The sequence below is a fragment of the Streptomyces sp. NPDC058671 genome (genome assembly GCF_042716475.1).
Classification (GTDB): domain Bacteria; phylum Actinomycetota; class Actinomycetes; order Streptomycetales; family Streptomycetaceae; genus Streptomyces.
Map to the genome: position 1 here is coordinate 12,315 of NZ_JBHXSA010000025.1, position 25,333 is coordinate 37,647.

Annotated in this window: 26 protein-coding genes; 19 read left to right on the top strand and 7 right to left on the bottom strand. The window is 71.9% G+C overall.

Annotation, left to right across the window (positions count from 1 at the left end):
• Positions 1–60 precede the first annotated feature (60 nt).
• A complete protein-coding gene (locus ACFWV2_RS26715; RefSeq protein ID WP_384408535.1) occupies positions 61–1,161 on the top strand; it encodes an amidohydrolase family protein in 1,101 nt (366 codons plus the stop codon).
• Between the two features lie 63 nt (positions 1,162–1,224).
• Here the strand turns inward: ACFWV2_RS26715 and ACFWV2_RS26720 are convergent, their stop codons facing one another.
• The 3 genes from ACFWV2_RS26720 to ACFWV2_RS26730 form a co-directional block, all read right to left on the bottom strand.
• Positions 1,225–2,193, bottom strand: coding sequence for a heme A synthase (locus ACFWV2_RS26720; protein WP_384408537.1), 969 nt, complete (start codon positions 2,191–2,193; stop codon positions 1,225–1,227).
• Positions 2,194–2,257: 64 nt separating this feature from the next.
• The gene (locus tag ACFWV2_RS26725; RefSeq protein ID WP_384408539.1) at positions 2,258–3,022 is read right to left on the bottom strand and encodes an ABC transporter permease; all 765 of its coding nucleotides are present in this window, start codon (positions 3,020–3,022) and stop codon (positions 2,258–2,260) included.
• Positions 3,019–3,960: an ABC transporter ATP-binding protein gene (locus ACFWV2_RS26730; RefSeq protein WP_384408541.1), complete on the bottom strand. Its 942-nt coding sequence runs from the start codon at positions 3,958–3,960 to the stop codon at positions 3,019–3,021. Before ACFWV2_RS26730 ends, ACFWV2_RS26725 begins: the two co-directional genes overlap by 4 nt.
• 180 nt (positions 3,961–4,140) lie before the next feature.
• Here ACFWV2_RS26730 and ACFWV2_RS26735 point away from each other — a divergent pair, with 180 nt between their 5' ends.
• The 12 genes from ACFWV2_RS26735 to ACFWV2_RS26790 all read left to right on the top strand — a co-directional run bounded on the left by ACFWV2_RS26735 (position 4,141) and on the right by ACFWV2_RS26790 (position 13,069).
• Complete coding sequence (locus ACFWV2_RS26735) at positions 4,141–4,866, top strand: helix-turn-helix transcriptional regulator (protein ID WP_384408543.1); 726 nt, start codon at positions 4,141–4,143, stop codon at positions 4,864–4,866.
• Positions 4,863–6,278 (top strand): Fe-S cluster assembly protein SufB, encoded by a 1,416-nt coding sequence (gene sufB, locus ACFWV2_RS26740; RefSeq protein WP_360782734.1) that lies wholly within the window; start codon positions 4,863–4,865, stop codon positions 6,276–6,278. The genes ACFWV2_RS26735 and sufB overlap by 4 nt, the downstream gene beginning before the upstream one ends.
• A gap of 64 nt (positions 6,279–6,342) precedes the next feature.
• Positions 6,343–7,524, top strand: a complete 1,182-nt coding sequence (gene sufD, locus ACFWV2_RS26745) for a Fe-S cluster assembly protein SufD (protein WP_384408545.1) — start codon at positions 6,343–6,345, stop codon at positions 7,522–7,524.
• Positions 7,524–7,841, top strand: a complete 318-nt coding sequence (locus tag ACFWV2_RS26750; protein WP_360782728.1) for a bifunctional 3-phenylpropionate/cinnamic acid dioxygenase ferredoxin subunit — start codon at positions 7,524–7,526, stop codon at positions 7,839–7,841. The genes sufD and ACFWV2_RS26750 overlap by 1 nt, the downstream gene beginning before the upstream one ends.
• Positions 7,842–7,848: 7 nt before the next feature.
• Positions 7,849–8,616, top strand: coding sequence for a Fe-S cluster assembly ATPase SufC (sufC, locus tag ACFWV2_RS26755; protein WP_384143233.1), 768 nt, complete (start codon positions 7,849–7,851; stop codon positions 8,614–8,616).
• Entirely contained in the window at positions 8,613–9,881 is a 1,269-nt protein-coding gene (locus ACFWV2_RS26760; protein ID WP_384408547.1) for a cysteine desulfurase, read from the top strand. The genes sufC and ACFWV2_RS26760 overlap by 4 nt, the downstream gene beginning before the upstream one ends.
• A gap of 9 nt (positions 9,882–9,890) precedes the next feature.
• On the top strand, positions 9,891–10,352 hold the full coding sequence (sufU, locus tag ACFWV2_RS26765; RefSeq protein ID WP_384408549.1) for a Fe-S cluster assembly sulfur transfer protein SufU: 462 nt from the start codon (positions 9,891–9,893) through the stop codon (positions 10,350–10,352).
• Positions 10,349–10,687 carry a metal-sulfur cluster assembly factor gene (locus ACFWV2_RS26770; protein WP_360782720.1) on the top strand — a complete coding sequence of 113 codons (339 nt, stop codon included), beginning with the start codon at positions 10,349–10,351 and terminating at the stop codon, positions 10,685–10,687. Before sufU ends, ACFWV2_RS26770 begins: the two co-directional genes overlap by 4 nt.
• Before the next feature lie 139 nt (positions 10,688–10,826).
• The gene (locus tag ACFWV2_RS26775) at positions 10,827–11,147 is read left to right on the top strand and encodes a DMT family transporter (protein WP_384408551.1); all 321 of its coding nucleotides are present in this window, start codon (positions 10,827–10,829) and stop codon (positions 11,145–11,147) included.
• Positions 11,147–11,737 carry a TetR/AcrR family transcriptional regulator gene (locus ACFWV2_RS26780; protein WP_384408553.1) on the top strand — a complete coding sequence of 197 codons (591 nt, stop codon included), beginning with the start codon at positions 11,147–11,149 and terminating at the stop codon, positions 11,735–11,737. The genes ACFWV2_RS26775 and ACFWV2_RS26780 overlap by 1 nt, the downstream gene beginning before the upstream one ends.
• 55 nt (positions 11,738–11,792) lie before the next feature.
• Positions 11,793–12,776, top strand: a complete 984-nt coding sequence (gene dapD, locus ACFWV2_RS26785; RefSeq protein ID WP_384408555.1) for a 2,3,4,5-tetrahydropyridine-2,6-dicarboxylate N-succinyltransferase — start codon at positions 11,793–11,795, stop codon at positions 12,774–12,776.
• Positions 12,777–12,850: 74 nt separating this feature from the next.
• Positions 12,851–13,069: a hypothetical protein gene (locus tag ACFWV2_RS26790; protein ID WP_360782714.1), complete on the top strand. Its 219-nt coding sequence runs from the start codon at positions 12,851–12,853 to the stop codon at positions 13,067–13,069.
• Here ACFWV2_RS26790 and dapA read toward each other — a convergent pair.
• Positions 13,048–13,932: a 4-hydroxy-tetrahydrodipicolinate synthase gene (dapA, locus tag ACFWV2_RS26795; protein ID WP_384408558.1), complete on the bottom strand. Its 885-nt coding sequence runs from the start codon at positions 13,930–13,932 to the stop codon at positions 13,048–13,050. The two genes, ACFWV2_RS26790 and dapA, sit on opposite strands and share 22 nt — an antisense overlap.
• 205 nt (positions 13,933–14,137) lie before the next feature.
• Here dapA and ACFWV2_RS26800 point away from each other — a divergent pair, with 205 nt between their 5' ends.
• Positions 14,138–14,851, top strand: coding sequence for an antibiotic biosynthesis monooxygenase (locus tag ACFWV2_RS26800; protein ID WP_384408560.1), 714 nt, complete (start codon positions 14,138–14,140; stop codon positions 14,849–14,851).
• A gap of 14 nt (positions 14,852–14,865) precedes the next feature.
• On the opposite strand, the gene ACFWV2_RS26805 is transcribed toward ACFWV2_RS26800, so the two are convergent.
• Positions 14,866–16,725 (bottom strand): endonuclease/exonuclease/phosphatase family protein, encoded by a 1,860-nt coding sequence (locus tag ACFWV2_RS26805; RefSeq protein ID WP_384408562.1) that lies wholly within the window; start codon positions 16,723–16,725, stop codon positions 14,866–14,868.
• A 200-nt stretch (positions 16,726–16,925) separates the two neighbouring features.
• Here ACFWV2_RS26805 and ACFWV2_RS26810 point away from each other — a divergent pair, with 200 nt between their 5' ends.
• The 4 genes from ACFWV2_RS26810 to ACFWV2_RS26825 all read left to right on the top strand — a co-directional run bounded on the left by ACFWV2_RS26810 (position 16,926) and on the right by ACFWV2_RS26825 (position 21,843).
• The gene (locus ACFWV2_RS26810) at positions 16,926–18,380 is read left to right on the top strand and encodes a hypothetical protein (protein WP_384408564.1); all 1,455 of its coding nucleotides are present in this window, start codon (positions 16,926–16,928) and stop codon (positions 18,378–18,380) included.
• Positions 18,381–18,572: 192 nt separating this feature from the next.
• Positions 18,573–20,021 (top strand): alkaline phosphatase PhoX, encoded by a 1,449-nt coding sequence (locus ACFWV2_RS26815; protein ID WP_384408566.1) that lies wholly within the window; start codon positions 18,573–18,575, stop codon positions 20,019–20,021.
• 42 nt (positions 20,022–20,063) lie between these two features.
• A complete protein-coding gene (locus tag ACFWV2_RS26820) occupies positions 20,064–20,780 on the top strand; it encodes a GntR family transcriptional regulator (RefSeq protein ID WP_384408568.1) in 717 nt (238 codons plus the stop codon).
• 46 nt (positions 20,781–20,826) lie between these two features.
• Positions 20,827–21,843 (top strand): 1-aminocyclopropane-1-carboxylate deaminase, encoded by a 1,017-nt coding sequence (locus ACFWV2_RS26825; RefSeq protein ID WP_384408570.1) that lies wholly within the window; start codon positions 20,827–20,829, stop codon positions 21,841–21,843.
• A 21-nt stretch (positions 21,844–21,864) separates the two neighbouring features.
• Here the strand turns inward: ACFWV2_RS26825 and ACFWV2_RS26830 are convergent, their stop codons facing one another.
• Entirely contained in the window at positions 21,865–23,091 is a 1,227-nt protein-coding gene (locus tag ACFWV2_RS26830) for a TerD family protein (protein ID WP_384408572.1), read from the bottom strand.
• A 112-nt stretch (positions 23,092–23,203) separates the two neighbouring features.
• Here ACFWV2_RS26830 and ACFWV2_RS26835 point away from each other — a divergent pair, with 112 nt between their 5' ends.
• Positions 23,204–24,220 carry an AraC family transcriptional regulator gene (locus ACFWV2_RS26835; protein ID WP_384408574.1) on the top strand — a complete coding sequence of 339 codons (1,017 nt, stop codon included), beginning with the start codon at positions 23,204–23,206 and terminating at the stop codon, positions 24,218–24,220.
• Between the two features lie 249 nt (positions 24,221–24,469).
• On the opposite strand, the gene ACFWV2_RS26840 is transcribed toward ACFWV2_RS26835, so the two are convergent.
• Complete coding sequence (locus ACFWV2_RS26840) at positions 24,470–25,279, bottom strand: NAD-dependent epimerase/dehydratase family protein (protein WP_384408576.1); 810 nt, start codon at positions 25,277–25,279, stop codon at positions 24,470–24,472.
• Between the last annotated feature and the right edge of the window lie 54 nt (positions 25,280–25,333).

Consider the following 25,333-nt stretch of genomic DNA (forward strand, 5'->3'; position numbering starts at 1 on the left):
CGGGGCTCACCCGTTAGGACGTGTGGAGACGCGACACGTCCACACAGGGAGCCCCCCGAGATGATCGACACGCCGAGCCTGGTGGACCAGTACTGCCACGGGGTGCTCCGGACGGAGCTCGGCCTCGGCACCTTCGAGGCCCGCCTCGGCGCCCAGCTCGGCGGGAGCACCACCCTGCCCGCCGCGGGCACCACCTTCTTCGACACCCAGACCGGCTTCGCCGTGCGCCGCTGGTGCCCGCCGCTCCTCGGTCTCGAACCGCACTGCCCGCCCGCCCGCTATCTCGCCCGCCGCCGCGAGCTCGGCGTCGCCGAGGCGGGCCGGCGCCTCCTCCGCTCCTCCGGGATCTCCACGTACCTGGTCGACACCGGACGCCCCGACGATCTGACGGGACCCGACGAGATCGCCGCCACGGGTGCGGCCGAGGCCCACGAGATCATCCGGCTCGAATCCCTCGCCGAACAGGTCGCCGACACCTCGGGCACCGTCGAGGCCTTCCTCGCCAACCTCGCCGAGGCCGTCCACGGGGCCGCCGTCCACGCCGTGGCCTTCGCCTCCGTGGCGGGGGTGCGCAGGGGACTCGTGTACGCGCCCGAACCGCCGGGACCCGGGGAGGTACGCGGGGCGGCGGGACGCTGGCTCGCCGGACGCGCGGTCGGAGGCCGGCTCACCGACCCCGTACTGCTGCGCCACCTGCTCTGGATCGCGGTCACCGCCGGACGCCCCCTCCAGCTGCACACCGGGGGCCGGGACCCGGCTCCCGTCGCCGCCTTCGCCTCCGCCACCGCGGGCCTCGGCACCGACCTGGTACTGCTCCACTCCTACCCGTACCACCGCGCCGCCGCACGGCTGACCGGCGCGCACGCGCATGTGTACGCCGACCTGGGCCCCGTCCTCGCACACACGGGGGCGCGGGCGGCGGCCGTCCTCGCGGAGGTCCTGGAGCGCGCGCCCTTCGGCAAGCTGCTGTTCTCCAGCGGCGCCCACGGGCTGCCGGAGCTGCACGTGGTCGCCGCGAGCGTCTTCCGCGGCGCCGTCACACGGGTGCTCGGCGAGTGGGTCGTGGACGGCGCCTGGTCCCGTACGGACGCGCAGCGGGTCGCCGCGATGATCGCGGGGGGCAACGCGCGCCGGGTCTACCGGCTGACGGGGAGCCGGTAGGCCCGGGAGGCGCGTGGGGTGGGTGCGCGTGTACGGCAGTGCCGGAGCCGGAGGGGCGCCGTCTCAGGCCGTCGCCGGCACCGGTTCGGGCCGGGCCGGGGCGTCGGCGGTGGGCAGGGGGCGCTCGCGCAGGCTCAGGGCGAGCCGCAGCACCGCGATCCACATCAGGGAGGAGCCGAGCATATGGGCGGCTACCAGGAGCTCGGGGACCCCGGTGAAGTACTGGACGTAGCCGATGCCGCCCTGCGCGAGCAGCACGACCAGCAGGTCACGGGCGCGGGCCCGGGTGTCGGCCGGGGCGTCGACCACGCGCAGGACCAGCCACATCGCGAGCGCGAGGGCGCAGACGACCCAGGCGGCGATCGCGTGGACGTGCGCGGCGTTCGTCCAGTCCCACGGCATGCGCGGGACGTCGCTGCTGTCGCCGGCGTGCTTGCCGGAGCCCGTCACGGCCGTGCCGAGCGCGATCAGCAGGGCGGAGACGATCGTGATCGCCCAGGACAGCTTCCGCACCGGCCGCGGCACGCGCGGGCGGGGGTCGGTGTCGCCCTCGCCGGTCCGGTGCCAGGTGACGACGGCGACGGTGAGCAGGGCGTTCGCGGCGAGGAAGTGGCCGGCCACCGTCCACGGGTTGAGGCCCATCCACACCGTGATGCCGCCGAGGACGGCGTTGCTCATCACGATCCAGAACTGGGCCCAGCCGAGCCGGGTGAGAGCGCGCCGCCGCGGCTTGGCCGAGCGCGCCGCGATGATGGCCCAGCCGACGGCCGCCGACAGGACGTACGTGAGCAGCCGGTTGCCGAACTCGATGGCGCCGTGGAGGCCCTGCTCGGGTGTGGCGAAGAGGCTGTCGTCGGTGCACTTGGGCCAGGTGTCGCAGCCGAGACCGGAACCGGTCAGCCGGACCGCGCCACCCGTGACGATGATGAGGACGCTCATCACGACGGCGGAGAGCGCGGCGCGCCGGAGCGTCCTGGGGGACGGGGTCCAGCGCCTGGCGATGAAGGCGAGGGGGGTCAGCACGCGCACCATCGTAGGGCGGTGCTTGTGCGCGCTTTCACGAGGGGGGCGTATATGGCGGAACGGAACCTTACGGTTACTCCCAGCGGAAGAACCGCGCCGCCGCACCGAGCCCCAGGACCGCCCAGACGGCCAGGATCAGCGCGTCGCCCCAGGGCATCGCAGCGCCGCCCTGGAGGACGTCCCGCAGGCCGTCGGAGAGGGCGGAGATCGGGAGCAGCGCGAGCACGTCGCCCGCGGCGCCGAACTTCTCCAGCGGGACGATGACCCCGCCGCCCACCAGGAGCAGCAGGAAGACCAGGTTCGCCGCGGCGAGCGTGGCCTCGGCCTTCAGCGTGCCGGCCATGAGCAGGCCGAGCCCGGAGAAGGCGGCGGTGCCGAGCACGAGCAGCAGCAGGACCGACAGGGGGTCGCCCTGCGGTGACCAGCCGAGAGCCAGTGCGATCACCGTCAGAAGCGCGATCTGGAGCACCTCGGTGACGAGCACGGACAGCGTCTTCGCGGTCATCAGCGCCCAGCGGGGGAGCGGTGAGGCGCCGAGGCGCTTGAGCACCCCGTACCGCCGCTCGAAACCGGTGGCGATGGCCTGGCCGGTGAAGGCGGTGGACATCACGGCGAGCGCGAGGACACCGGGGGCGAGGAAGTCGACGGCCCGGCCCGCACCGGTGTCGACGACGTCGACGGTCGAGAACAGCGCCAGGAGCAGTGAGGGGATGACCACGGTGAGGAGCAGCTGCTCGCCGTTGCGCAGCAGCATCCGGGTCTCCAGGGCCGTCTGTGCCGCGATCATGCGGCCGACGGGGGCTGCGCCGGGCTTGGGGGAGTAGGTGCCTGCACTCACGACCGGAGCTCCTTGCCCGTCAGTTCCAGGAAGACGTCTTCGAGGGTGTGGCGCTCGACGGAGATGCCGTCGGGCATGACGCCGTGCTGGGCGCACCAGCCGGTGACGGTGGCGAGCAGCCGCGGGTCGACGACGCCGGTGATCCGGTACGTGCCCGGGAGCGGCTCCGCGGCGGCGGTGCCGTCCGGCAGGGCCTTGAGCAGGGAGCCCAGGTCGAGTCCCGGGCGGCTGGTGAAGCGCAGGGTGTTCTCGGCGCCGCCCCGGCACAGTTCCTCGGGGCTTCCGTGGGCGGCGACCCGGCCGGCGTCGACGATGGCGACGTCGTCCGCGAGTTCCTCGGCCTCCTGCATGAAGTGGGTGGTGAGGACCACGGTCACGCCGTCGGCGCGCAGCTCGCGCACCAGGTCCCAGGTGGCGCGGCGGGCCTGCGGGTCGAGACCGGCGGTCGGTTCGTCGAGGAAGACGAGTTCGGGGCGGCCGACGACGGCGAGGGCGAGCGCGAGGCGCTGCTGCTGGCCGCCGGAGAGGCGCCGGTAGGTCGTGCGGCCGCAGGAGCCGAGGCCGAGGCGCTCGATCAGCGCGTCCACGTCCAGGGGGTGGGCGTGCAGTTTCGCCATGTGGCGGAGCATCTCGTCGGCCCTGGCGCCGGAGTAGACGCCGCCGGACTGGAGCATCACGCCGATCCGGGGGCGCAGGGCCGCCGCGTCGGCGACGGGGTCGAGGCCGAGGACGCGGACGCTGCCGCCGTCGGGCCTGCGGTAGCCCTCGCAGCTCTCGATGGTGGTGGTCTTGCCGGCCCCGTTGGGTCCGAGGACGGCGGTGACGGTGCCCGCGCGCACGTCGAGGTCGAGGCCGTCGACCGCTGTCTTGCTTCCGTACCGCTTGACCAGGCCGCGGACCTGGACGACGGACTCACTCGTGGGGGACTTGCCGCGCATGTCCGGAAGTCTAGAGAGGGTGCGGGGGACCTCCGGGCGCGGGGCCCCCGCGGCGGCCTCATTCGTCCTACGAATGATCATCGCCGCAGGTCAGGTAAGCCTTACCTGAGTGATGCACGGCACCGCCCGCGCCGTGGACGTCGCTTGTCACTCGCCGATTAATTACGCAACAATGGCGTTGTGAAAAACGTTGGCGCGGCTCCCACGGAGGAACTCGCGACCCGTGAGCGTTCGACGCGCAACCGGGTCGCGCGGTCGATCCTGGACCACGGGCCGTCGACCGTCGCCGATCTGGCCGAGCGGCTCCGGCTCACCCCGGCCGCCGTCCGCCGACACCTCGACTCCCTGGTCGCCGACAAGGTCGTCGAAGCCCGGGAGAAGCGGGTCTACGGGACCCGGGCCCGCGGTCGCCCCGCGAAGATCTTCGCGCTCACCGACTGCGGCCGGGACGCCTTCGACCAGTCGTACGACTCCCTCGCCGTCGAGGCGCTCCGCTGGATCGAGCGCAACGCCGGTGGGGAGGCGGCCGTGGCCGCCTTCGCCCGCGACCGGATCGAGGCCCAGGGGGACGCCTACCGCGAGGCCGTCGAGGCGGCCGAGCCCGCACAGCGGACCGAGGCGCTCGCCAAGGCCCTGTCGGCGGACGGGTACGCTGCCACTGCGCGGAACGCGCCGGTCGGCGAGCAGCTCTGCCAGCACCACTGCCCGGTCGCCCACGTCGCCGAGCAGTACCCCCAGCTGTGCGAGGCGGAGACGGAGTTCTTCTCCCGCCTCTTGGGAACGCACGTCCAGCGTCTCGCCACCATCGCGCACGGTGACGGCGTCTGTACCACGTTCATCCCGCACAGCGCTCCACAGACCACCCCATCACCATCCGTCAGTACGGCCGGGAGGAACCCCGCATGACCACCGAGATCAGCCACCCCGAGCTTGAGGGCCTGGGTCGGTACGAGTACGGCTGGGCCGACTCCGACGCGGCCGGTGCCACCGCCAAGCGTGGCCTCAACGAGGACGTCGTCCGCGACATCTCCTCGAAGAAGAACGAGCCCGAGTGGATGCTGAAGCTGCGTCTCAAGGGTCTGCGTCTCTTCGGCAAGAAGCCCATGCCGACCTGGGGCTCCGACCTCTCCGGCATCGACTTCGACAACATCAAGTACTTCGTGCGCTCCACCGAGAAGCAGGCCGCTTCCTGGGAGGAGCTGCCCGAGGACATCAAGAACACGTACGACAAGCTCGGCATCCCCGAGGCGGAGAAGCAGCGCCTCGTCGCCGGTGTCGCCGCCCAGTACGAGTCCGAGGTCGTCTACCACCAGATCCGTGAGGACCTGGAGGAGCAGGGCGTCATCTTCGTCGACACCGACACCGCGCTGAAGCAGCACGAGGAGCTCTTCCGGGAGTACTTCGGCACGGTCATCCCGGTCGGCGACAACAAGTTCGCCTCGCTGAACACGGCCGTGTGGTCCGGCGGCTCCTTCATCTACGTGCCGAAGGGCGTGCACGTCGAGATCCCGCTCCAGGCCTACTTCCGTATCAACACGGAGAACATGGGCCAGTTCGAGCGGACGCTGATCATCGTCGACGAGGACGCCTACGTCCACTACGTCGAGGGCTGCACCGCCCCGATCTACTCCTCGGACTCGCTGCACAGCGCCGTCGTCGAGATCATCGTCAAGAAGGGCGGCCGCTGCCGCTACACGACCATCCAGAACTGGTCGAACAACGTCTACAACCTGGTGACCAAGCGCGCCGTCGCCTACGAGGGCGCCACCATGGAGTGGGTCGACGGCAACATCGGCTCCAAGGTCACCATGAAGTACCCGGCCGTCTACCTGATGGGCGAGCACGCCAGGGGCGAGACCCTGTCCATCGCCTTCGCGGGCGAGGGCCAGCACCAGGACGCCGGTGCCAAGATGGTCCACATGGCGCCGAACACCTCCTCCAACATCGTCTCCAAGTCGGTGGCGCGAGGCGGCGGCCGCACCTCCTACCGCGGTCTCATCGAGATCGGTGAGGGCGCCCCGGGCTCCAAGTCCAACGTGCTCTGCGACGCGCTGCTCGTCGACACGATCTCCCGCTCCGACACGTACCCCTACGTGGACGTGCGCGAGGACGACGTCTCCATGGGCCACGAGGCCACCGTCTCCAAGGTCTCCGAGGACCAGCTCTTCTACCTGATGAGCCGCGGCCTCACCGAGTTCGAGGCCATGGCGATGATCGTCCGCGGCTTCGTCGAGCCCATCGCCAAGGAACTCCCGATGGAGTACGCCCTGGAGCTCAACCGGCTGATCGAGCTGCAGATGGAAGGCGCGGTCGGCTGAGGCCCGCCCCCACCGAACGCAGTGACTGATTTCTTTGACGCAGGAAGAGAGCAACACGACAGCCATGGCTGAGGCTCAGAACATCCCGGTGGGCTCCACGACCGCCGGCTCGATCGCGGTGGCCGCCGACTCCACCGTCGCCACGCGCATGAGCGCGCCCCCGTCCTTCGACGTCGCGGACTTCCCCGTCCCGCACGGGCGTGAGGAGGAGTGGCGGTTCACTCCCCTCGAGCGCCTGCGCGGCCTCCACGACGGCACCGCCGTCGTCTCGGGCGAGGGCGTCAAGGTCGAGGTCGAGGCCCCCGAGGGCGTCACCGTGGAGACCGTCGGCCGTGACGACGCGCGCCTCGGCAGGGCCGGCACGCCCGTCGACCGCGTCGCCGCCCAGGCGTACTCCTCCTTCGAGAAGGCCTCGGTCGTCACCGTCGCCAAGGAGGTCGTCCTCACCGAGCCGATCCGCATCGCGGTGCACGGCCAGGGCGGGGTCGCCTTCGGCCACCAGGTGATCGAGCTCGGCGCCTTCGCCGAGGCCGTCGTGGTCATCGACCACACCGGTGACGCGGTGCTCGCCGCCAACGTCGACTACGTCCTCGGCGACGGTGCCAAGCTGACCGTCGTCTCCGTCCAGGACTGGGACGAGAAGGCCGTCCACGTCGCCCAGCACAACGCCCTGGTCGGCCGCGACGCCTCCTTCAAGTCGGTCATCGTGACCTTCGGCGGCGACGTCGTCCGCCTCCACCCGCGCGTGGCCTACGCGGCCCCCGGCGGCGAGGCCGAGCTCTTCGGCCTGTACTTCACCGACGCCGGGCAGCACCAGGAGCACCGCCTCCTGGTCGACCACAACACCCCGCACTGCAAGTCCAACGTGGCGTACAAGGGCGCGCTGCAGGGCCAGGGCGCGCACGCCGTGTGGATCGGTGACGTGCTCATCCAGGCCGCCGCCGAGGGCACCGACACGTACGAGCTCAACCGGAACCTGGTCCTCACGGACGGTGCCCGGGTCGACTCCGTGCCGAACCTGGAGATCGAGACCGGCGAGATCGCCGGTGCCGGTCACGCCTCGGCCACCGGCCGCTTCGACGACGAGCAGCTCTTCTACCTGATGTCCCGCGGCATCCCGGAGATCGAGGCCCGCCGCCTCGTCGTCCGCGGCTTCTTCGCGGAGCTGGTCCAGCAGATCGGTCTGCCGGACGTCCAGGAGCGCCTCCTCGCCAAGATCGAGGCCGAGCTGGAGGCCTCCGTCTGATGGCCTTCGTCCGAGTCTGCGCGCTGAGCGAGCTGGAGGCCGACACCCCGAAGCGGGTCGAGGTCGACGGCACGCCGGTGTCGGTCGTGCACACCGAGGGCGAGGTGTACGCGATCAACGACATCTGCTCGCACGCGAACGTCTCCCTCTCGGAGGGCGAGGTCGAGGACTGCTCCATCGAGTGCTGGCTGCACGGGTCGAGCTTCGACCTGCGCACCGGCAAGCCCTCCGGCCTTCCCGCGACGCGCCCCGTCCCCGTTTACCCCGTAAAGATCGAAGGGGACGATGTGCTCGTCTCCGTCACCCAGGAGTCCTGAGTCACCCATGGCAACGCTTGAAATCCGCGACCTGCACGTCTCCGTCGAAGCCGAGAACGGCACGAAGGAGATCCTCAAGGGCGTCGACCTGACCGTGAAGCAGGGCGAGACCCACGCCATCATGGGCCCCAACGGCTCAGGCAAGTCGACCCTCGCGTACTCGATCGCCGGGCACCCCAAGTACACGATCACCAGCGGCACCGTCACGCTCGACGGCGAGGACGTCCTGGAGATGTCGGTCGACGAGCGCGCCCGCGCCGGCATGTTCCTGGCCATGCAGTACCCGGTCGAGGTCCCCGGTGTCTCGGTCTCCAACTTCCTGCGCACGTCGGCGACGGCGATCCGCGGCGAGGCCCCCAAGCTGCGCACCTGGGTGAAGGAGGTCAAGTCCGCGATGGAGCAGCTCCAGATGGACCCGGCCTTCGCCGAGCGCAACGTCAACGAGGGCTTCTCCGGCGGTGAGAAGAAGCGCCACGAGATCCTCCAGATGGAGCTCCTCAAGCCGAAGATCGCGATCCTCGACGAGACCGACTCCGGTCTGGACGTCGACGCGCTGCGTCAGGTCTCCGACGGTGTCAACCGCGTCCGTGAGACCGGTGAGGTCGGCACGCTGCTGATCACGCACTACACCCGGATCCTCCGCTACATCAAGCCCGACTTCGTGCACGTCTTCTCCGGCGGCCGCATCGTCGAGTCCGGCGGCGCCGAGCTCGCCGACAAGCTGGAGAACGAGGGCTACGAGGCCTACAGCACGAAGGGTGGCGCATCCGCGTGACATCTGCCCATCAGGGGCTCTCCGGCCTCCTCGACACCGAGGCGATCCGCAAGGACTTCCCGCTCCTGGATCGCGTGGTCCACGAGAACAAGAAGATCGTGTACCTCGACTCCGCGGCGACCTCGCAGAAGCCGCGGCAGGTCCTCGACGCGCTCAACACGTACTACGAGCGTCACAACGCCAACGTCCACCGCGGCGTCTACACGGTCGCCGAGGAGGCGACGGCGCTGTACGAAGGCGCCCGTGACAAGGTCGCGGCCTTCATCAACGCGCCGAGCCGCGACGAGGTGATCTTCACCAAGAACGCCTCGGAGTCGCTCAACCTCGTGGCCAACATGCTGGGCTGGGCCGACGAGCCCTACCGCGTGGACCACGAGACCGAGATCGCCATCACGGAGATGGAGCACCACTCCAACATCGTGCCGTGGCAGCTGCTCTCGCAGCGCACGGGCGCGAAGCTGAAGTGGTTCGGCCTCACCGACGACGGCCGTCTCGACCTCTCGAACATCGAAGAGGTCATCACCGAGAAGACCAAGATCGTCTCGTTCACGCTGGTGTCGAACCTGCTGGGCACGATCAACCCGGTCGAGACGATCATCCGCCGCGCCCAGGAGGTCGGTGCGCTCGTCTGCATCGACGCCTCGCAGGCGGCCCCGCACATGGTCCTGGACGTGCAGGCGCTCCAGGCCGACTTCGTGGCCTTCACCGGCCACAAGATGTGCGGCCCGACCGGCATCGGCGTGCTGTGGGGACGGCAGGAGCTCCTGGAGGACCTGCCGCCGTTCCTCGGCGGCGGCGAGATGATCGAGACCGTCTCGATGCACTCCTCGACGTACGCGCCGGCCCCGCACAAGTTCGAGGCGGGTACGCCCCCGATCGCCCAGGCCGTCGGCCTCGGCGCGGCCGTGGACTACCTGTCGGCGATCGGCATGGAGAACATCGCGCGCCACGAGCACGCGATCACCGAGTACGCCGTCCGGCGCCTCCAGGAGGTCCCGGACCTGCGGATCATCGGCCCCACCACGGCCGAGGACCGCGGCGCGGCGATCTCCTTCACGCTCGGCGACATCCACCCGCACGACGTGGGTCAGGTCCTCGACGAGGAGGGCATCGCGGTCCGGGTCGGCCACCACTGCGCGCGGCCGGTCTGCCTGCGGTACGGAATTCCCGCGACCACGCGAGCGTCGTTCTATCTGTACTCCACCCCGGGCGAGGTCGACGCCTTGGTCGCGGGCCTGGAGCACGTACGGAACTTCTTCGGGTAGGGGATTCTCGTGAAGCTGGATTCGATGTACCAGGACGTCATCCTGGACCACTACAAGCACCCCCACGGGCGCGGTCTTCGGGACGGCGACGCCGAGGTGCACCACGTCAACCCGACGTGCGGCGACGAGATCACGCTCCGCGTGAAGTACGACGGCTCGCGGATCGAGGACGTGTCGTACGAGGGTCAGGGCTGTTCCATCAGCCAGGCCTCGGCCTCCGTCCTCAACGAGCTGCTCGTCGGCAAGGAGCTGGCCGAGGCGCAGAGGATCCAGGGCACCTTCCTGGAGCTGATGCAGTCCAAGGGCCGGATCGAGCCGGACGACGCGATGGAGGAGATCCTGGAGGACGCGGTCGCGTTCGCCGGAGTCTCCAAGTACCCGGCCCGTGTGAAGTGCGCGCTGCTCAGCTGGATGGCGTGGAAGGACGCGACCGCCCAGGCGCTGGGCGACGCGGAGAGGAAGTCGGCATGACCGAGAACGCCGAGGCCACGATGAAGCCGGCCTCCGAGGAAGAAGTCCGCGAGGCGCTGTACGACGTCGTCGACCCCGAACTGGGCATCGACGTCGTCAACCTGGGCCTGATCTACGGCATCCACATCGACGACGCGAACATCGCGACGCTGGACATGACCCTGACGTCGGCGGCCTGCCCGCTGACCGATGTGATCGAGGACCAGGCGAAGTCCGCGACGGACGGCATCGTCAACGAACTGAAGATCAACTGGGTCTGGATGCCCCCGTGGGGCCCGGACAAGATCACGGACGACGGCCGCGAGCAGCTCCGCGCGCTCGGCTTCAACGTCTGATCCACGGTCACGTGGGAACGGCCGTGCCCTTCGGGCACGGCCGTTCCGCGTCTCCCGGGAAGACACGTACCGGGACCGACGTGTCCGCCCGTAGGCAGGTGCCGTACGCCCGCACGTACGCATGTGTACGCTCGTACACATGGGTTACGGACTGCTCGCGGGCGCCATCGCGGCCGAGATTCTCGCCACCACCTCCATGAAGTACAGCGAGGGCTTCACCAGGCTCTGGCCGTCGATCGTCACCGGCGTCGGCTATCTGATCGCCTTCGCCCTCCTGGCGCAGGCCCTCAAGACGCTCCAGGTCGGCACCGCGTACGCCATCTGGTCCGGAGTCGGCACCGCCGCCGTCGCCACCATCGGCATCCTCTTCCTCGGCGAGACCCTCAGCCTCGCCAAGGTCGCCGGGATCCTCCTCATCGTCGCCGGGGTCGCCGTCCTCAACCTCGGCGGCGCACACTGATGGGCCGCCCCCGCCGCCACGACCCCGAACGACGGGAGCGGATCGTCGACGCCGCCCTCCGGGTGGCCGGACGGTCCGGAATCGCCGGGCTCAGCCACCGCACCGTGGCGGCCGAGGCGGACGTCCCGCTCGGCTCGACCACGTACCACTTCGCCTCCCTCGACGAACTCCTCGTCGCCGCGCTCCACAAGGCCGGCGAGGGCTTCGGGCGGCTGCTGCGCGAGAGCCCCGCCCTCGCCGCGGGGGACACCGACCTCGCGGACGCGCTCGCCCGCCTCATGGGGGAGTGGCTGGACGGCGGACGCGCCCGCGTGGAGCTGGAGTACGAGTTGTACCTCGCCGCCCTGCGGCGCCCCGCGCTCCGGCCGGTCGCCGCCGAGTGGACCGAGTCCGTCGTCGCCGCCCTGGCCCGCCGCACCGACCCCGCCACCGCCCGCGCCCTGGTCGCCCTCATGGACGGCATCTGCCTCCAGGTCCTGCTCACCGGCGGCGCCTACGACGAGGAGCACACGCGCGTGATGCTGGCGCGGATCCTGAACGAACCACCGAACCCCCCGGCCCGGGGCCTGTCGGAACCGCCGACGCGCTGACCGGGACCTGAGACCGGTTGGCCCGCGCGGGGCCCCGCCGGTTAGGTTTTCCGTCATGACCACTGCTCCTCGCACCACCGGCGCCGTCGCCGCCGGCCTCGCCACCCTTGCCGGCGACGGCACCGTTCTCGACACCTGGTTCCCCGCCCCCGAGCTGACCGACGCGCCCGGCCCCGCCGGCACCGAGCGGCTCACCCCGGACGAGGCCGTCGACGCCCTCGGCGAAGGCGCCGCCAAGGCCCTCGGCGTCGACGCCCGCCGTGGCGTCGAGGTGGTCGCCGTCCGCACCGTCATCGGTTCGCTCGACGAGAAGCCGCTCGACGCCCACGACGCCTACCTGCGGCTGCACCTGCTCAGCCACCGCCTCGTCAAGCCGCACGGCCAGAGCCTGGACGGCGTCTTCGGCCTCCTCGCCAACGTCGCCTGGACCTCCCTCGGTCCGGTCGCCGTCGACGACATCGAGAAGGTCCGGCTCAACGCGCGCGCCGAGGGCCTGCACCTCGCCGTGACGAGCATCGACAAGTTCCCGCGCATGACCGACTACGTCGTGCCCGCCGGTGTCCGCGTCGCCGACGCGGACCGGGTCCGCCTCGGTGCCCACCTCGCCGCCGGCACCACCGTCATGCACGAGGGCTTCGTCAACTTCAACGCCGGCACCCTCGGCACCTCCATGGTCGAGGGCCGGATCTCCGCCGGTGTCGTCGTCGGCGACGGCTCCGACATCGGCGGCGGCGCCTCCACCATGGGCACCCTCTCGGGCGGCGGCAACGTCGTCATCTCGATCGGCGAGCGCTGCCTGATCGGGGCCGAGGCGGGCGTCGGCATCGCCCTCGGCGACGAGTGCGTCGTCGAGGCCGGTCTGTACGTGACCGCGGGCACCCGGGTCACCATGCCCGACGGCCAGATCGTGAAGGCCCGCGAGCTCTCCGGCGCCTCGAACATCCTCTTCCGCCGCAACTCCGTCACCGGCGCCGTCGAGGCCCGGCCGAACAACGCGGTCTGGGGCGGACTCAACGACGTCCTCCACAGCCACAACTGACCCGGTGACTCTGCGTCACCGTCGGCGTTAGACAGGCGCAGAGTCACTGCACGCAGGCAAGGCGAGGAGTCGACATGAGGATCAAGCCCACGGCCGTCGGGGTGCTCACGGTGGTGGCGGTGCTGCTCCAGGCCGGCGCGGCCCGCGCGGACGAGACCCACACCCGCAACGGCCCCACCGTGAACAATGGCCCCAGCGTCTTCCTCCATACCGGGCAGATCGACGACCCGCTGGAGGACGTCCTGGAGCACGCGGCGATCCTCGGCAGGACCTACACCACCGACGCCGCCTGAACGAGCCTCCCGTGCACCGCCCGCAGCCCGTCGGCCGTCTCCCGGTCGGCGGGCTGCAGCGGTTCGCGCACCGGTCCGCCGAGCAGCGCCTTCGCGGTCACCGTGCCGGGCAGGCCCGAGGCCATCATCAGCTCGGCCAGCGGCAGGGTCAGGGCGTTGAGGCGGGTCGCCTCCGCCGGGTCGCCCGCGTCGAAGGCGTCGAGGACGGCGCGGAGCTGACGCGGCGCCACGTTGGCCACCGTGCTGACGTAGCCGGCGCCCCCGACCGCGTACAGCGGCAGGTTCAGCTCCTCACAGCCCGAGTAGTACGCGAGCGGGGTCTCCGCGATCAGCCGGGCCGAGGCCAGCAGGTCGTACGAACAGTCCTTCACGGCCACGATCCCCGGGTGCTCCGCGAGGCGCCGCATCGTCGCCGGTTCGACGCGGGTGCCCGTGCGGCCGGGGATGTCGTAGACCATCACCGGCAGTCCGGTGGCGTCGGCCACCTTCAGGAAGTGCGCCTCGACGGCCGCCTGCGGGGGGCGGCTGTAGTAGGGGGTGACGACGAGCAGTCCGTCCGCCCCCGCCCGCTCGGCCTGGCGTGCCAGCTCGGCGGTGTGCCGGGTGTCGGCGGTGCCGATGCCGGTGAGGACGGAGGGGCCGGGCCCCACCGCCTCCCGGACGGCCCGGACGAGCGCGGCCTTCTCCGCGTCGCTGGTGGTCGGGGACTCGCCCGTGGTGCCGTTGAGGACCAGGCCGTCGCAGCCGTCGGCGACGAGCCGCGCGGCCAGGTCGCCCGCCGCGTCGAGGTCGAGTGCGCCGTCGGGCGTGAACGGGGTGACCATGGCGCACAGGGCGCGGCCGAAGGGGCGTTCAGTGCTCATCCCGGCAGTCTGACCGGACCGGACGGTGGAGGTCCACGTAGATCTGCTTGGTCCGAGGGGTAAGCGGGGCTGAAGGGTGGTGCGAGGTCCCCGACCACCAGGACCGGCATCTCGATGCGCGACCGGCCTCGAAAGCCGCTTGACCTCAAGCTTGGTTGAGGAAGGACGGTGGAGGCATCCGAGCACGAGAACGGGAGACCTCCCCATGAACACCGTCCTGCACGCCGTCGCACACCCCGACGCCCGCCCCGACTTCCGCCGCCCCGGAGTGGGCGCCGTCCTCGTCAGTACCTGGCGGGTCGGCAGCCCCGAGCGACAGCGCGCCGCCGTCGAGGCGATCCGCACGACCTGGGAGAGCCGGGAGTGGCCCGACCTGGGACTGCTCTCGTACAGCGTCTACATCGGCACGGACGGGGACGCGCTGCTGCACCACTCGCAGTGGACCTCCGAACAAGCCTACGAGGACTTCGTCCGGAGCTACCGGAACGCCGAGATCGACGCGGCCGTGCCCGGCATCGAGCGGGTGGTGCTCCACCGCTACGCCCCGCCGTACCGCTCCCGCGTCCTCGACGGGCCGGGCGCGCGGGCGCTGCCCGGGGCACTCGCGGTCGTCGAGGTCGACTTCGAAGGGCCGGACCAGGGTCGCCGGAAGGACTGGGTCGACACCGTGTTCACCGCCATGGACGGCGACGCGGGGAAGCGGCCCGCACGCGGCGGGATCGCCGCGCACTTCCACCTGTCCACCGACGGCACCCGCGTCCTGAACATGGCCGAGTGGCCGAGCGAGCGGGCCCACGCGGAGTGGCAGGCGGACGCGCCGCTCGACGGGGCCTGGGCGCGGGTGCACCACTACCCGGGGATCGCCGCGAGCCGGGTGCGGCGGTACACGCCCGCGCTCAGCCTGAGCGCGGGCGCCTGACCGGCCGGATCGCGCTACGGGCGGAAGCGCAGCACCTGCGGGTCGTGGTCGCTGTCCTGGTCGGCGAACTCCGCGTTGATGTGCACGCTGTCGTACGTGAAGTGACGCACGCCGGGGCTGGTCAGGATCTGGTCGAGAACCTGGCTGTTGCCCTGGTAGACGTACGAGTAGCGCTCGCCGCGCGGCAGCGACCTCACGGCCGGGTACAGCACGCCGCCGTCGGTCAGCGCCCGCGTCGTGTCCGAGAACTCGAAGTCGTTGATGTCGCCCACGACCAGGACGTCGGCCTGCTTCTCCAGCGCGACGATGTCCTTCACGAAGGCGTTCACGGCCTGCGCCTGGAGCAGGCGCTTGGCCTCGGAGGAACGGTTCGGCGGCTGGTGGTGCGAGGTCAGGCCCTCGTCGCCGCCCTTCGAACCGAAGTGGTTGGCGATGACGAAGACCGTACGGCCGCGGAAGACGAACTCGCCCGCGAGCGGCTTGCGGCTGCTCTCCCAGGCGGTGTTCGCCGGGTCGATGCGGCCGGGCGAGACGGTCAGGGCGGCGTGGCCCTTGCGGCCCGTCACCGCGGTGGCGGTGGTCGCGTCGCCGCCCGCGCGGTCCGTGAAGGAGACCCGCTCGGGGTTGAAGAGGAAGACCTGACGGATATTGCCGCCGGGCTCGCCGCCGTCCTTGTTGTTCTCCGGGTCGACCGAGCGCCACTCGTACGCCGGGCCGCCGGCCGCCACGATCGCGTCCGTGAACTTCTTCACGGTCAGATCGGCGGCGACCGTGCCGTCGTTCTTGGCGCCGGTGTTGTCCTGGATCTCTTCCAGAGCCAGGACGTCGGGCGAGGCGAGGTTGTCGACGACCGCCTTCGCGAGCGCGTCGAACTTCTCCTGCGGGTCGCTCGGGTCGAGGTTCTCCACGTTGTACGTGGCCACGGCCAGCTCGTTCTTGTGCTGCCGGTCCGTGGTCTCGCGCTCCAGGCCCCGGTCGACGACCGTGCCGAGGGTGCGGGCCGTCAGCGTGTAGCCGCCGAACTGGTTGAAGTCGAGCGGGCCCTCGGTCGTGCCGGTCAGCCGGTCGCCGACGTTCGCCTTGGGGAACGGCTGCTGGGCGAGCGGCGTCAGCGACTGGATCTGGAGCCGCCCGGTGTTCTGCGACTCGTACGAGCCGTAGACCGTGCCGCCGCGCCGGTTGCGGTTCTCCCACGGCTTCACCGTCACCCACAGCTCCGCGTACGGGTCGGTGGCGCCGACCACGCGCGAGGAGCCGATCCGGACGTTGGTGCCTTCGAGGGACTCGTAGTAGTCCAGGGCGTACGCCTCGGGGTCGAGCGTCAGGCCGTTGACGGACCCGCCGGCCGCCGGGTCGCCCTCGGGGGCGTACGCGTCGGGCACGGACCAGGCCGAGATCGTCACGGGGGCCGGGACGGCGTTGCCCTGCGAGAGCACGGTGACGACCGGCTTCGAGAGCTGCGTGAGCGACTGGTTGCCCGAGTTCAGGCCACCGGGGACGTACTCGGTGACCGTGCCGTTCAGGCTGACCGCGTCACCGACGGCCACCGTCGGGACGGAGCTGGTGAAGACGAAGAGGCCCTCGCTGGTCGCCGGGTCCGCGTCGGCCTGGGGGTCCTGGATCCAGAATCCGCGCGAGCCGTAGGTGCGGACGCCGGTGACGATGCCCGTCACGCCGGTGACCTGCTTGCCGACGAGGGGCGAGACACGGGTCGTGCCCTGGATGTCGTGGATGCGGACACCGGCGGCGTCCTCGGCCGCGGCGCTCGACGAACCGCCGAGCAGACCCGCGGCGAGGGCCGAGGCGACGACGGCGGAGACCGCGGCGGATCGCGCCACGGTACGGCCGGCAGATCTCGGTATGGAGGAAGGCATCAGGGACTCCGGGGGTGCTTGGAGGAACGGCAGAATCATCTACGCGCGTCAATCTCTTGGCAGAGCGCCCCACTTGTCAAGGGTCGACGGGTGTACGAAGGCTGACGGATCCGTGAACCGCCGGACGTCCCCCCGGATGCGTCTACGCTGAGAGCCGCTGTTCGAGCCCCCTTCACCCACGCCCCGAGGAGACCCCCGAGATGTCAGCGGAGCACCCCACCCTTCCCCCCGTTCGGCTCCTTGCGGACGCGGAGCTGGCGCGGGACGCCCTGGCCGCCCCCCTCCTCGCCCACGCGGTACGGCTCGCCCGCTGGGCCGGACCCGACACCCGGGTCGACGCGGGCGGCGAACTCGTCGACGAGCAGCTGCCCGAGGCCGTCGAGGTCCTGGGCCTCGGCGACGACGAGGACGCCGAGATGTGGGCCGGCGACGCCTGGCGGCTCGCCGTCGACACCGGCCTCGTGGCCGTGGAGGACGGCCAGGAGGCGGAGGAGGGCGACACCGCGGGCCGGGCCGCGCCCGGCGAGAACCTGGCGGTCGTCACGGGCGGTTCGCCCCAGGACGTCCTCGCGCTCTGGCTCGAGGGCTTCGACACGGTCTTCGCCGACGCCGTCGCGCCCGTCCTCGACGACCTGGACGCCATCCTCGACGAGGACGGCGAGATCGACATCGAGTCGCTGGACTGGGACCCCGAGGTGGAGACCGAGTTCCTCGAAGGCGTCCTCGGCAACCTCTACCTGCTGACCGTCAGCGAGGCCGGCCCCGGCGAAGGACCGGTGCCGCTGCCCGCCCTCGCCGCCTCCATGGTCGTCCCCGACGACATGGGCGAACCCACCGACGACGTCCTGGAGCAGGTCTCGGACGCCATGATGCGGCTCGACGAGCAGTTCCGGCTCCTGGAGCCGATCGGCCTCGTCGACTACCAGCCCGTCGACGAGGCCTTGATGGCCGAGGAGGGCGAGGAGCCCGCGCCGCCCGTCGACGACGAGGACGTCACCCGCTACGGCATGGTCCGGCTCACTCCCCTCGGCCTCTACGGCGTCCGGGCCAGGCTGTTGGAGGCCGGCGTGAACGCGCCCGCCGTCGGCGACCTCGCGGAGAAGGGCGCAGACGCGCTCCTCGACGGGATCGCCGCCTACCCGGAGGCCGCGGCGCGGGAGGAGACCGCCGCGTGGCTGGCCGGACGCGAAGCGCTCGGCGCGGCCCGGGAGCTGCTCCACGCCGCGCGCGGCACGGACGCCGGTTCGCCGCTCCGCCGCCTCCACTGCCAGCAGACGCTCTCGCTGGTCGGCGCGGAGGCGGAGCCCGCGGTACGGGAGGTCCTCGACGACGCGGAACTCGGCGGCCTGGCGCGGGTCTGGCTCGCCGAGCGCGGCGCGGCGGACGTGCCCGCGCCGCCGGAGTCGATGGTCTTCTGGCTCGCGGTCGACACGATCGCGGCCCAGCTCGACGCGGACGGCGACCTGGAGGAGCTCCAGGAGCTGATCGAGGGCCTGACCGGCCGCCACAGCGGCTTCTTCGAGGCGGCCTGGCGGGTGGAGCACCCGGCGACGGCGGAGGTCCTGGAGGCGATGGGACGCCTGCACCGGGACAAGAACACGGCCAAGGAGGCCCGCAAGGCGGCGTTCAAGGCCCGCTCCAGGTCGGGGTCCTGACGGCGGGGTAGGTGGTGCGGGGCGGACGCCGGGGCGGGGGTTCGTGCTCCGGTTCCGTGCCCGGAGATTCGTGCCCGAGGTCCGTGGCCGGCTTTCGTGCCCGGCGGTGTTCCCGTGGCGTTCAGGCGGTGTTCGTGGCGGCGCGGGAAGGTGCCCCGCGACATCCGGCCAGCACAGGGAGAACGCCACACCATGCCCCTCAACCGCAGAGAGTTCAGCAAGCAGTCCGCCGTCGCCGGTGCGGGGCTCGCCCTCACCGGTGTCGTCGGCGCGCTCGCCACCGCGCCCGAGGCGCTCGCCTCCGACGACCTGGAGGCGTACGGCGGCCACGACCACGGCCACGCGCACGGCCACGGCCACCGGCTCGGTTACGGACCGCTCGTCGCCGACCCCGAGGGGATCCTCGCCCTGCCCGCCGGGTTCTCCTACCGCGTCGTCACCCGTACCGGCGTGACCCGGCTCGAGTCCGGCGAGTTCACGCCGTCCAACCACGACGGCACCGCCGCCTTCGCCGGGCCGCGGGGCACCACGTACCTGGTCAACAACCACGAGCTCAAGGGCACCCGCGACAAGTGGGCCCACCCCGTCCCGCTCACCGAGGGCCTCGTCTACGACCCCGCCGCGGCCGGCGGCTGCACGGTCGTCGAGGTGCACCGCGACGGCACCGTCGCCGAATGGGTCGGCCTCGCCGGCACCTCCACCAACTGCGCGGGCGGCAGCACCGCCTGGGGCACCTGGCTGACCGGCGAGGAGAACTCCGACCGCGCCGGCGTCAACGGCATGACCAAGGACCACGGCTACGTCTTCGAGGTCGACCCGCGCGACCGCCGCGCCAACCGCGACCCGAAGCCGATCAAGGCCTTCGGCCGGTACGACCACGAGGCCGTCGTCATCGACCCGAAGCGCGGCCACGCCTACCTCACCGAGGACGCCTCCAACCCCAACGGGCTGCTCTTCCGCTGGGTGCCGCCGAAGGGCTTCGAGCACGGCCGCGGCAGGCTCCGTACCCTCGCCGACGACGCCGGTGTGCTCCAGGCCGCCAAGTGCATCGACTCCGCGGGCCGCTTCGTGGACGACCTGTCCCGGGCGAGCCGGATCGGCACCGTCTACGGCGTGGACTGGGTCGACGTCCCCGACCGCGACGGCCGCACCACCCCGGTCCGCAAGCAGTTCACGGACGGCCGGGTCACCCGCGGCCGCAAGCTGGAGGGCATGTGGTGGGCCGACGGCGGCGCCTACGTCGTCTCCTCCTACGCGCGCGCGGAGAGCCCCGGCGCCGCGCACGACGGCCAGGTCTGGTTCTACGACCCCAAGCGCCGCACCCTCACCCTCAAGGTGCTGCTCGGGGTGAACGTCACTCCCGACGACGAAAGCGCGGACGGCGCCTACGACGGCCCCGACAACATCACCGTCTCCCCGTACGGCGGGCTCGTCATCGCCGAGGACGGCGAGGGCGTCCAGCACCTCTTCGGCGCCACCGACTCGGGCCGCACCTACCCGATCGCCCGCAACGACCTCAATGACAGCGAGTTCGCCGGGGTCACCTTCTCGCCCGACGGCGACACGCTGTTCGCCAGCATCCAGAACCCGGGCATCATGGTCGCGATCACCGGCCCCTGGCGGCGCCAGCCGCGTCGCTGACCCCTGGCCGGTCCCAGGGACCGACATCTAACATGTCAGTCCATGGACGCATTACGGCCGGTGGGCCGGACCCTGCTGCGTGACCGGGCGTACGAGGCGCTGCGCGAGGCCATCGTGCGCGGCGACCTCGCCCCCGGCGCTCCGCTCAAGGACGCCGACGTCGCCGAACGGCTCGGGCTCTCGCGCGCACCCGTGCGCGAGGCCCTGGCCCGGCTCTGCGACGAGGGGCTCGTCGAGACCAAGCCGCAGAGCTACACCCGGGTCACCCGGCCGGTCAGCCGGATCGTCAGGGACGCCGCCTCGGTGGTGCGGGTGATGCACGAACTCGCCGCCAGGACGGGCGTGCCCCTCCTCGGTCCCGAGGGCGTCCGGGCCATGCGCGCGGCCAACGAGCGCTTCGCGGCGGCCGTCAGGGCCTCCGACGTGGAGACCGCCCTGAGCGCCGACGACGAGCTCCACGAGGTCCTCGTCATCGCCAGCGGCAACCACGCCGCGGCCGCCACGATCGCGCGGTACACCCCGCTGATCCGCCGGGTCGAGCGCCGGCTCTTCGGCGACGCCGGAAGCTGCGGATCGGCCGAGCTGCACGCCCGGCTCATCGACGCCTGCGAGGCCGGGGACGCGGCGGAGGCGGTACGGGTCACCACGGAGATCTGGGCGGCGCTCGAACAGCTCGCGGACGACGCCGTAGAGGTGGCCGAGGTGACGGGCATCCCCGGCCCTGCCGCACCCCCGTCGCCGGCGCCCCCGTCCCGGTAGCCCCGAGGAACGCCGTCCACGCAGCAGTCACCCACCGGGAGCCGCTTTGCCGATCACCGACTTCGACCGCTACCCGCTCCTCTTCGGGCCCTCGCCGGTCCACCCGCTCGAACGGCTCTCCCACCACCTCGGCGGCGCCACCCTCTGGGCCAAGCGCGAGGACTGCAACTCCGGTATCGCGTACGGCGGGAACAAGACCCGCAAGCTGGAGTACCTGGTCGCCGACGCCCTCGCCCGGGGCTGCGACACCCTCGTTTCCATCGGCGGCGTCCAGTCCAACCACACCCGGCAGGTCGCCGCCGTCGCCGCCCGCGCCGGACTGCGCTGCGTCCTCGTCCAGGAGAGCTGGGTCGACTGGCCCGACCCCGTCTACGACAAGGTCGGCAACATCCTGATCAGTCGTCTCGCGGGCGCCGACGTGCGTCTTGTCCGGGCCGGCTTCGGCATCGGCTTCAAGGAGAGCTGGGAGCAGGCCCTGCGGGAGGTCGAGGAGAGCGGCGGGACGCCGTACGCGATCCCGGCGGGCGCCTCCGACCACCGGCTCGGCGGCCTCGGCTTCGCGAACTGGGCGTACGAGGTGGCCGAGCAGGAGCGCGCGCTCGGCGTCCTCTTCGACACGGTGGTGGTCTGCTCGGTGACCGGCTCCACCCAGGCCGGCATGGTCGCGGGCTTCGCCGCGCTGGCCGAGGAGGGCGGTCCGGCCCGCCGGATCATCGGCGTCGACGCCTCCGCGAAGCCCGGTCCGACACGCGAGCAGATCACCCGGATCGCCCGGGACACCGCCGCCCTCATCGGGGTCGAGCGGCCGGTGACGGCGGCCGACGTCGAGCTGGACGAGCGCTACCACGCCGGCGAGTACGGCGTCCCGGACGGGACCACCCTCGACGCGATGCGGCTCGCCGCCCGCACCGAGGGCATGGTCACCGACCCCGTGTACGAGGGGAAGTCGATGGCGGGTCTGATCGACCTGGTGGACCGGGGGGAGATCGGCCGGGACTCGACCGTGCTCTACGCCCACCTCGGTGGCCAGCCCGCCCTCGACGCCTACAGCTCGCTCTTCTAGACGCGCGCCGAGGCCGGTCGCTCAGAGGGCCTGGGCGGCCGGCTTCACCATGCCCCGGACGGTCCGGGACTTCACGAACTCGCCCAGCGCCGTCATCTCCCACTCACCGGAGAACTGCTTGATCAGCTTGGCCATCATCACGCCGGTCTGCGGCTCCGCGGTGGTCAGGTCGAAGCGGACCAGTTCCTCGTTCGTCGCCGCGTCGATCAGCCGGCAGTAGGCCTTGGCGACCTCGGTGAACTTCTGGCCGGAGAAGGAGTTGACCGTGAAGACCAGACCGGTGGCCTCGGCCGGCAGCCGTCCGAGGTCGACGACGATGACCTCGTCGTCGCCCGCGCCCTCGCCCGTGAGGTTGTCGCCGGAGTGCTTGACCGAGCCGCCCAGGATGGTCAGCTTGCCGAAGTAGCAGCTGTCCAGGTGGTTGCGCTGGGGGCCGTACGCGATGACGGAGGCGTCCAGGTCGATGTCCTTGCCCCGGTAGGCGGGCTCCCAGCCGAGGCCCATCTTGACCTGGGAGAGCAGCGGGCGGCCGCCCTTGACCAGGGACACGGTTTGGTTCTTCTGGAGGCTGACCCGGCCCTTGTCGAGGTTGATCTTGCCGGTGGAGACGGGTGCGGCGGCCGGGGGAGCGGGCGGCGTGGCGGCCGCGACGCGGGGGTCCACCGGTGCGGCGGGCGGTGCGGGCGGGGCCGGGGGTGCGACGGGGGCGGGCGGGGCGACGGAGGCCGCCGGGGCGGCGGCGGGCGTGTCGTCCACGGAGACGCCGAAGTCCGTCGCGATGCCCGCGAGCCCGTTCGCGTAGCCCTGGCCGACGGCGCGGGCCTTCCACGCGCCGTTGCGCAGATAGATCTCGACGACCACGAGCGCGGTCTCGGTGGCCAGCTGCGGCGGGGTGAAGGTGGCGAGGACACTGCCGTCGTCCGCGTTGCGCAGGGTCGCCGTGGGCTCGATGCCCTGGAAGGTCTGGCCCGCGGCGTCCGGGCTCGCCGTGACGACGATCCTCTCGATGCCGGGCGGGAGCGCGCCGGTGTCCACGAGGATCGCGTCGGGGGCGGAGCCGCCGCCGGAGCGGTAGGTGACACCGGGGCCTGACGGCTGGTTGTAGAAGATGAAGTCGTCGTCCGAGCGCACCTTGCCGTCGGCGCCGAGCAGGAGGCCCGAGACGTCGAGCCGCACCGGGGCGGCGACGTCCACCGCCACGCGTGCGACGGTGAGAGGGATGTTCGAGCCGGGGGTCATAGCGGTCATGCCAGGGCTAACGATCCGGGCCCCTTTGCCGTTCCCTCGCCCACGCGGGGTTCGGCCACCTTGATTACCCGCCCGTCCCGGTCAGATCCGGCATATGAATATTCTTTCGACCATGGGTGCAGTGGGGGCGGAGGGGCCCCCGGGACCGGTGGGGGGACACACGGTGGACGGGAGCCGTTTCCGGACGGGGGACGTGGACGAGGCGCGCGAGGAGCTCGACGTCCGCTACTACGCGAGCCGTATGGACGTCGTCGACCGGGAGCGGCGGCCCTTCGCCGCGCGGTTCGACACCGTCGAGCTCGGCCCGCTGGTCATCGGCGACCTGAGCTGCGGGGCCGATGTGCGGATGAGCTTCGGGGAGCTGGGCGCGTACCACCTGAACGCGCCGCTCAGCGGCAGGATGGAGATGCGTCAGGGCGGGGCCCCGATCGTGGCGACGGCCGCGGAGGCGCTGCTCCTCGACCCGGCGGGGGACACCTTCCTCGACCGCTGGAGCGGGGACTGCCGGACGCTGTCGGTGAAGGTCGGGGCGGCCGCGCTGCGCGACCGCCTCGAACGGCTCATCGGCCGCCCGCCCCGGGGCCCGCTGGTCTTCGCGCCCGGCCTGGACATCACCCGCGGGCCCGGTCTGAGCTGGGTGCGCTTCGCCCGTCAGGTCGCCGCCGAGGCGCTCGCCGGCGGCGGCCTCGCCCGGCACGAGCTGGTGGCGCGCCCCCTGCAGGAGGCGCTGCTCAACGGGCTGCTGCTCGCCGCCGAGCACCCGTGGCGGGAGACGCTCGCCCACCCGGCGGAGCCGCGGCGTCCGGCCCCGGTCAAGCGGGCGATGGACGCGGTACGGGAGCGCCCCGAGCACCCCTTCACGACCACCGAGCTGGCGGCCCTGGCCCGGGTGAGCGTGCGCCGCCTCCAGGAGTCGTTCCGGGAGTACGTGGGGATGTCACCGATGGCGTACGTGCGCGAGGTCCGTCTCGACCGGGTCCGTGCGGAGCTGCGGGCGGCCGCGCCGGACGAGGTGAGCGTCAGCGAGGTGGCCTGGCGCTGGGGCTTCGGCCATCAGGGCCGGTTCGCGGCGCGCTACCGGGAGAAGTTCGGCGAGTCGCCGTCCCGCACCCTGCGCGGGTCCGGCTGAGGGCGGTGCGCGCCGGTCCGCGCTCCCTGCGCCGACCCGCCGCGCAATCCGGACAGCTGCCGCGTTCAGCGGCTCGCGATGATCTTCGTCCGGGCCTACGGTGAGCGGGTCCGGTCCGCCAGCGCGCACCGTGACCCGGGCCCCGGCCGGCTCCCCCGTATCAGTCCGGCCGGGTCCTGCGTACCTCCGCCTCCGTGCCGTCGGCGCGGTCGGCGCGGCCACCACGGGGCGGGTCCACGCGGAACGCGGTCAGTGCGGCCACCGGGGCGGGTCCACGCAGAAGTGGCCGCCCACGTAGAGGTCGTCGGCGCTGCCCTCGGGCGGGAGGCCCTTCTCGGCGATGAGCTTCTCCGCGTACGCCTCCGAGTCGTCCTGCGGTGTGAAGCCGAGTGCCCGCGCGGTGGACAGGTCCCACCACGCGCGCGTGTTGGCTGAGGAGCCGTACACCACCGTGTGGCCGACGTCCGGAGCGGTGAGCGTGGCGTGCAGGAGGCGGGCGCAGTCGGCGGGGCTGAGCCACATCGACAGCATGCGGACCGAGGTGGGCTCGGGGAAGCAGGAGCCGATGCGGACGGAGACGGTCTCGATGCCGTGCTGGTCCCAGTAGAGCTGCGCCAGGTCCTCGCCGAAGCACTTGGAGAGGCCGTAGAAGGTGTCGGGGCGGTGCGGGGTGCCGACCGGGACGGGCGGTTCGCCCTCGCGGGGGCGGCGGGTGAAGCCGACGGCGTGGTTGCTGGAGGCGAACACCACGCGCCGGACGCCCTCCTCGCGGGCGGCCTCGTAGAGGTGGTACGTCCCGGCGATGTTCGCGGCCATGATCTTCTCGAAGCTCGACTCCAGGGAGATGCCCGCCAGGTGCACGATGGCGTCGACGCCCCTGACCGCCTCGCGCAGCGCCGCCCGGTCCGCCAGGTCGGCGACGATCGCGTCCGGCGCCCCCGGCACCGGGGCGACGTCGAGGAGGCGGAGCTCGTAGCCGTACGGGGGCAGCAGCTCCCGCATCAGCGTGCCGACGCCCCCGGCGGCGCCGGTGAGCAGGACGGTGCGGGGTGCGGACATGGAGCGGATCTCCTCTGTTGGGTGGCATTCACAACCGTGGACACGCTAGGGAGC

Bases quoted from the DNA above. Each gene is read 5' to 3' on its own strand.
- ACFWV2_RS26715 (WP_384408535.1), top strand. From the start codon at position 61: ATGATCGACACGCCGAGCCTGGTGGACCAGTACTGCCACGGGGTGCTC.
- ACFWV2_RS26720 (WP_384408537.1), bottom strand. From the start codon at position 2,193: ATGGTGCGCGTGCTGACCCCCCTCGCCTTCATCGCCAGGCGCTGGACC.
- ACFWV2_RS26730 (WP_384408541.1), bottom strand. From the start codon at position 3,960: ATGCGCGGCAAGTCCCCCACGAGTGAGTCCGTCGTCCAGGTCCGCGGC.
- sufB (WP_360782734.1), top strand. From the start codon at position 4,863: ATGACCACCGAGATCAGCCACCCCGAGCTTGAGGGCCTGGGTCGGTAC.
- sufD (WP_384408545.1), top strand. From the start codon at position 6,343: ATGGCTGAGGCTCAGAACATCCCGGTGGGCTCCACGACCGCCGGCTCG.
- ACFWV2_RS26750 (WP_360782728.1), top strand. From the start codon at position 7,524: ATGGCCTTCGTCCGAGTCTGCGCGCTGAGCGAGCTGGAGGCCGACACC.
- sufC (WP_384143233.1), top strand. From the start codon at position 7,849: ATGGCAACGCTTGAAATCCGCGACCTGCACGTCTCCGTCGAAGCCGAG.
- ACFWV2_RS26770 (WP_360782720.1), top strand. From the start codon at position 10,349: ATGACCGAGAACGCCGAGGCCACGATGAAGCCGGCCTCCGAGGAAGAA.
- ACFWV2_RS26775 (WP_384408551.1), top strand. From the start codon at position 10,827: ATGGGTTACGGACTGCTCGCGGGCGCCATCGCGGCCGAGATTCTCGCC.
- ACFWV2_RS26780 (WP_384408553.1), top strand. From the start codon at position 11,147: ATGGGCCGCCCCCGCCGCCACGACCCCGAACGACGGGAGCGGATCGTC.
- dapD (WP_384408555.1), top strand. From the start codon at position 11,793: ATGACCACTGCTCCTCGCACCACCGGCGCCGTCGCCGCCGGCCTCGCC.
- ACFWV2_RS26790 (WP_360782714.1), top strand. From the start codon at position 12,851: ATGAGGATCAAGCCCACGGCCGTCGGGGTGCTCACGGTGGTGGCGGTG.
- dapA (WP_384408558.1), bottom strand. From the start codon at position 13,932: ATGAGCACTGAACGCCCCTTCGGCCGCGCCCTGTGCGCCATGGTCACC.
- ACFWV2_RS26800 (WP_384408560.1), top strand. From the start codon at position 14,138: ATGAACACCGTCCTGCACGCCGTCGCACACCCCGACGCCCGCCCCGAC.
- ACFWV2_RS26805 (WP_384408562.1), bottom strand. From the start codon at position 16,725: ATGCCTTCCTCCATACCGAGATCTGCCGGCCGTACCGTGGCGCGATCC.
- ACFWV2_RS26810 (WP_384408564.1), top strand. From the start codon at position 16,926: ATGTCAGCGGAGCACCCCACCCTTCCCCCCGTTCGGCTCCTTGCGGAC.
- ACFWV2_RS26815 (WP_384408566.1), top strand. From the start codon at position 18,573: ATGCCCCTCAACCGCAGAGAGTTCAGCAAGCAGTCCGCCGTCGCCGGT.
- ACFWV2_RS26820 (WP_384408568.1), top strand. From the start codon at position 20,064: ATGGACGCATTACGGCCGGTGGGCCGGACCCTGCTGCGTGACCGGGCG.
- ACFWV2_RS26830 (WP_384408572.1), bottom strand. From the start codon at position 23,091: ATGACCGCTATGACCCCCGGCTCGAACATCCCTCTCACCGTCGCACGC.
- ACFWV2_RS26835 (WP_384408574.1), top strand. From the start codon at position 23,204: ATGGGTGCAGTGGGGGCGGAGGGGCCCCCGGGACCGGTGGGGGGACAC.
- ACFWV2_RS26840 (WP_384408576.1), bottom strand. From the start codon at position 25,279: ATGTCCGCACCCCGCACCGTCCTGCTCACCGGCGCCGCCGGGGGCGTC.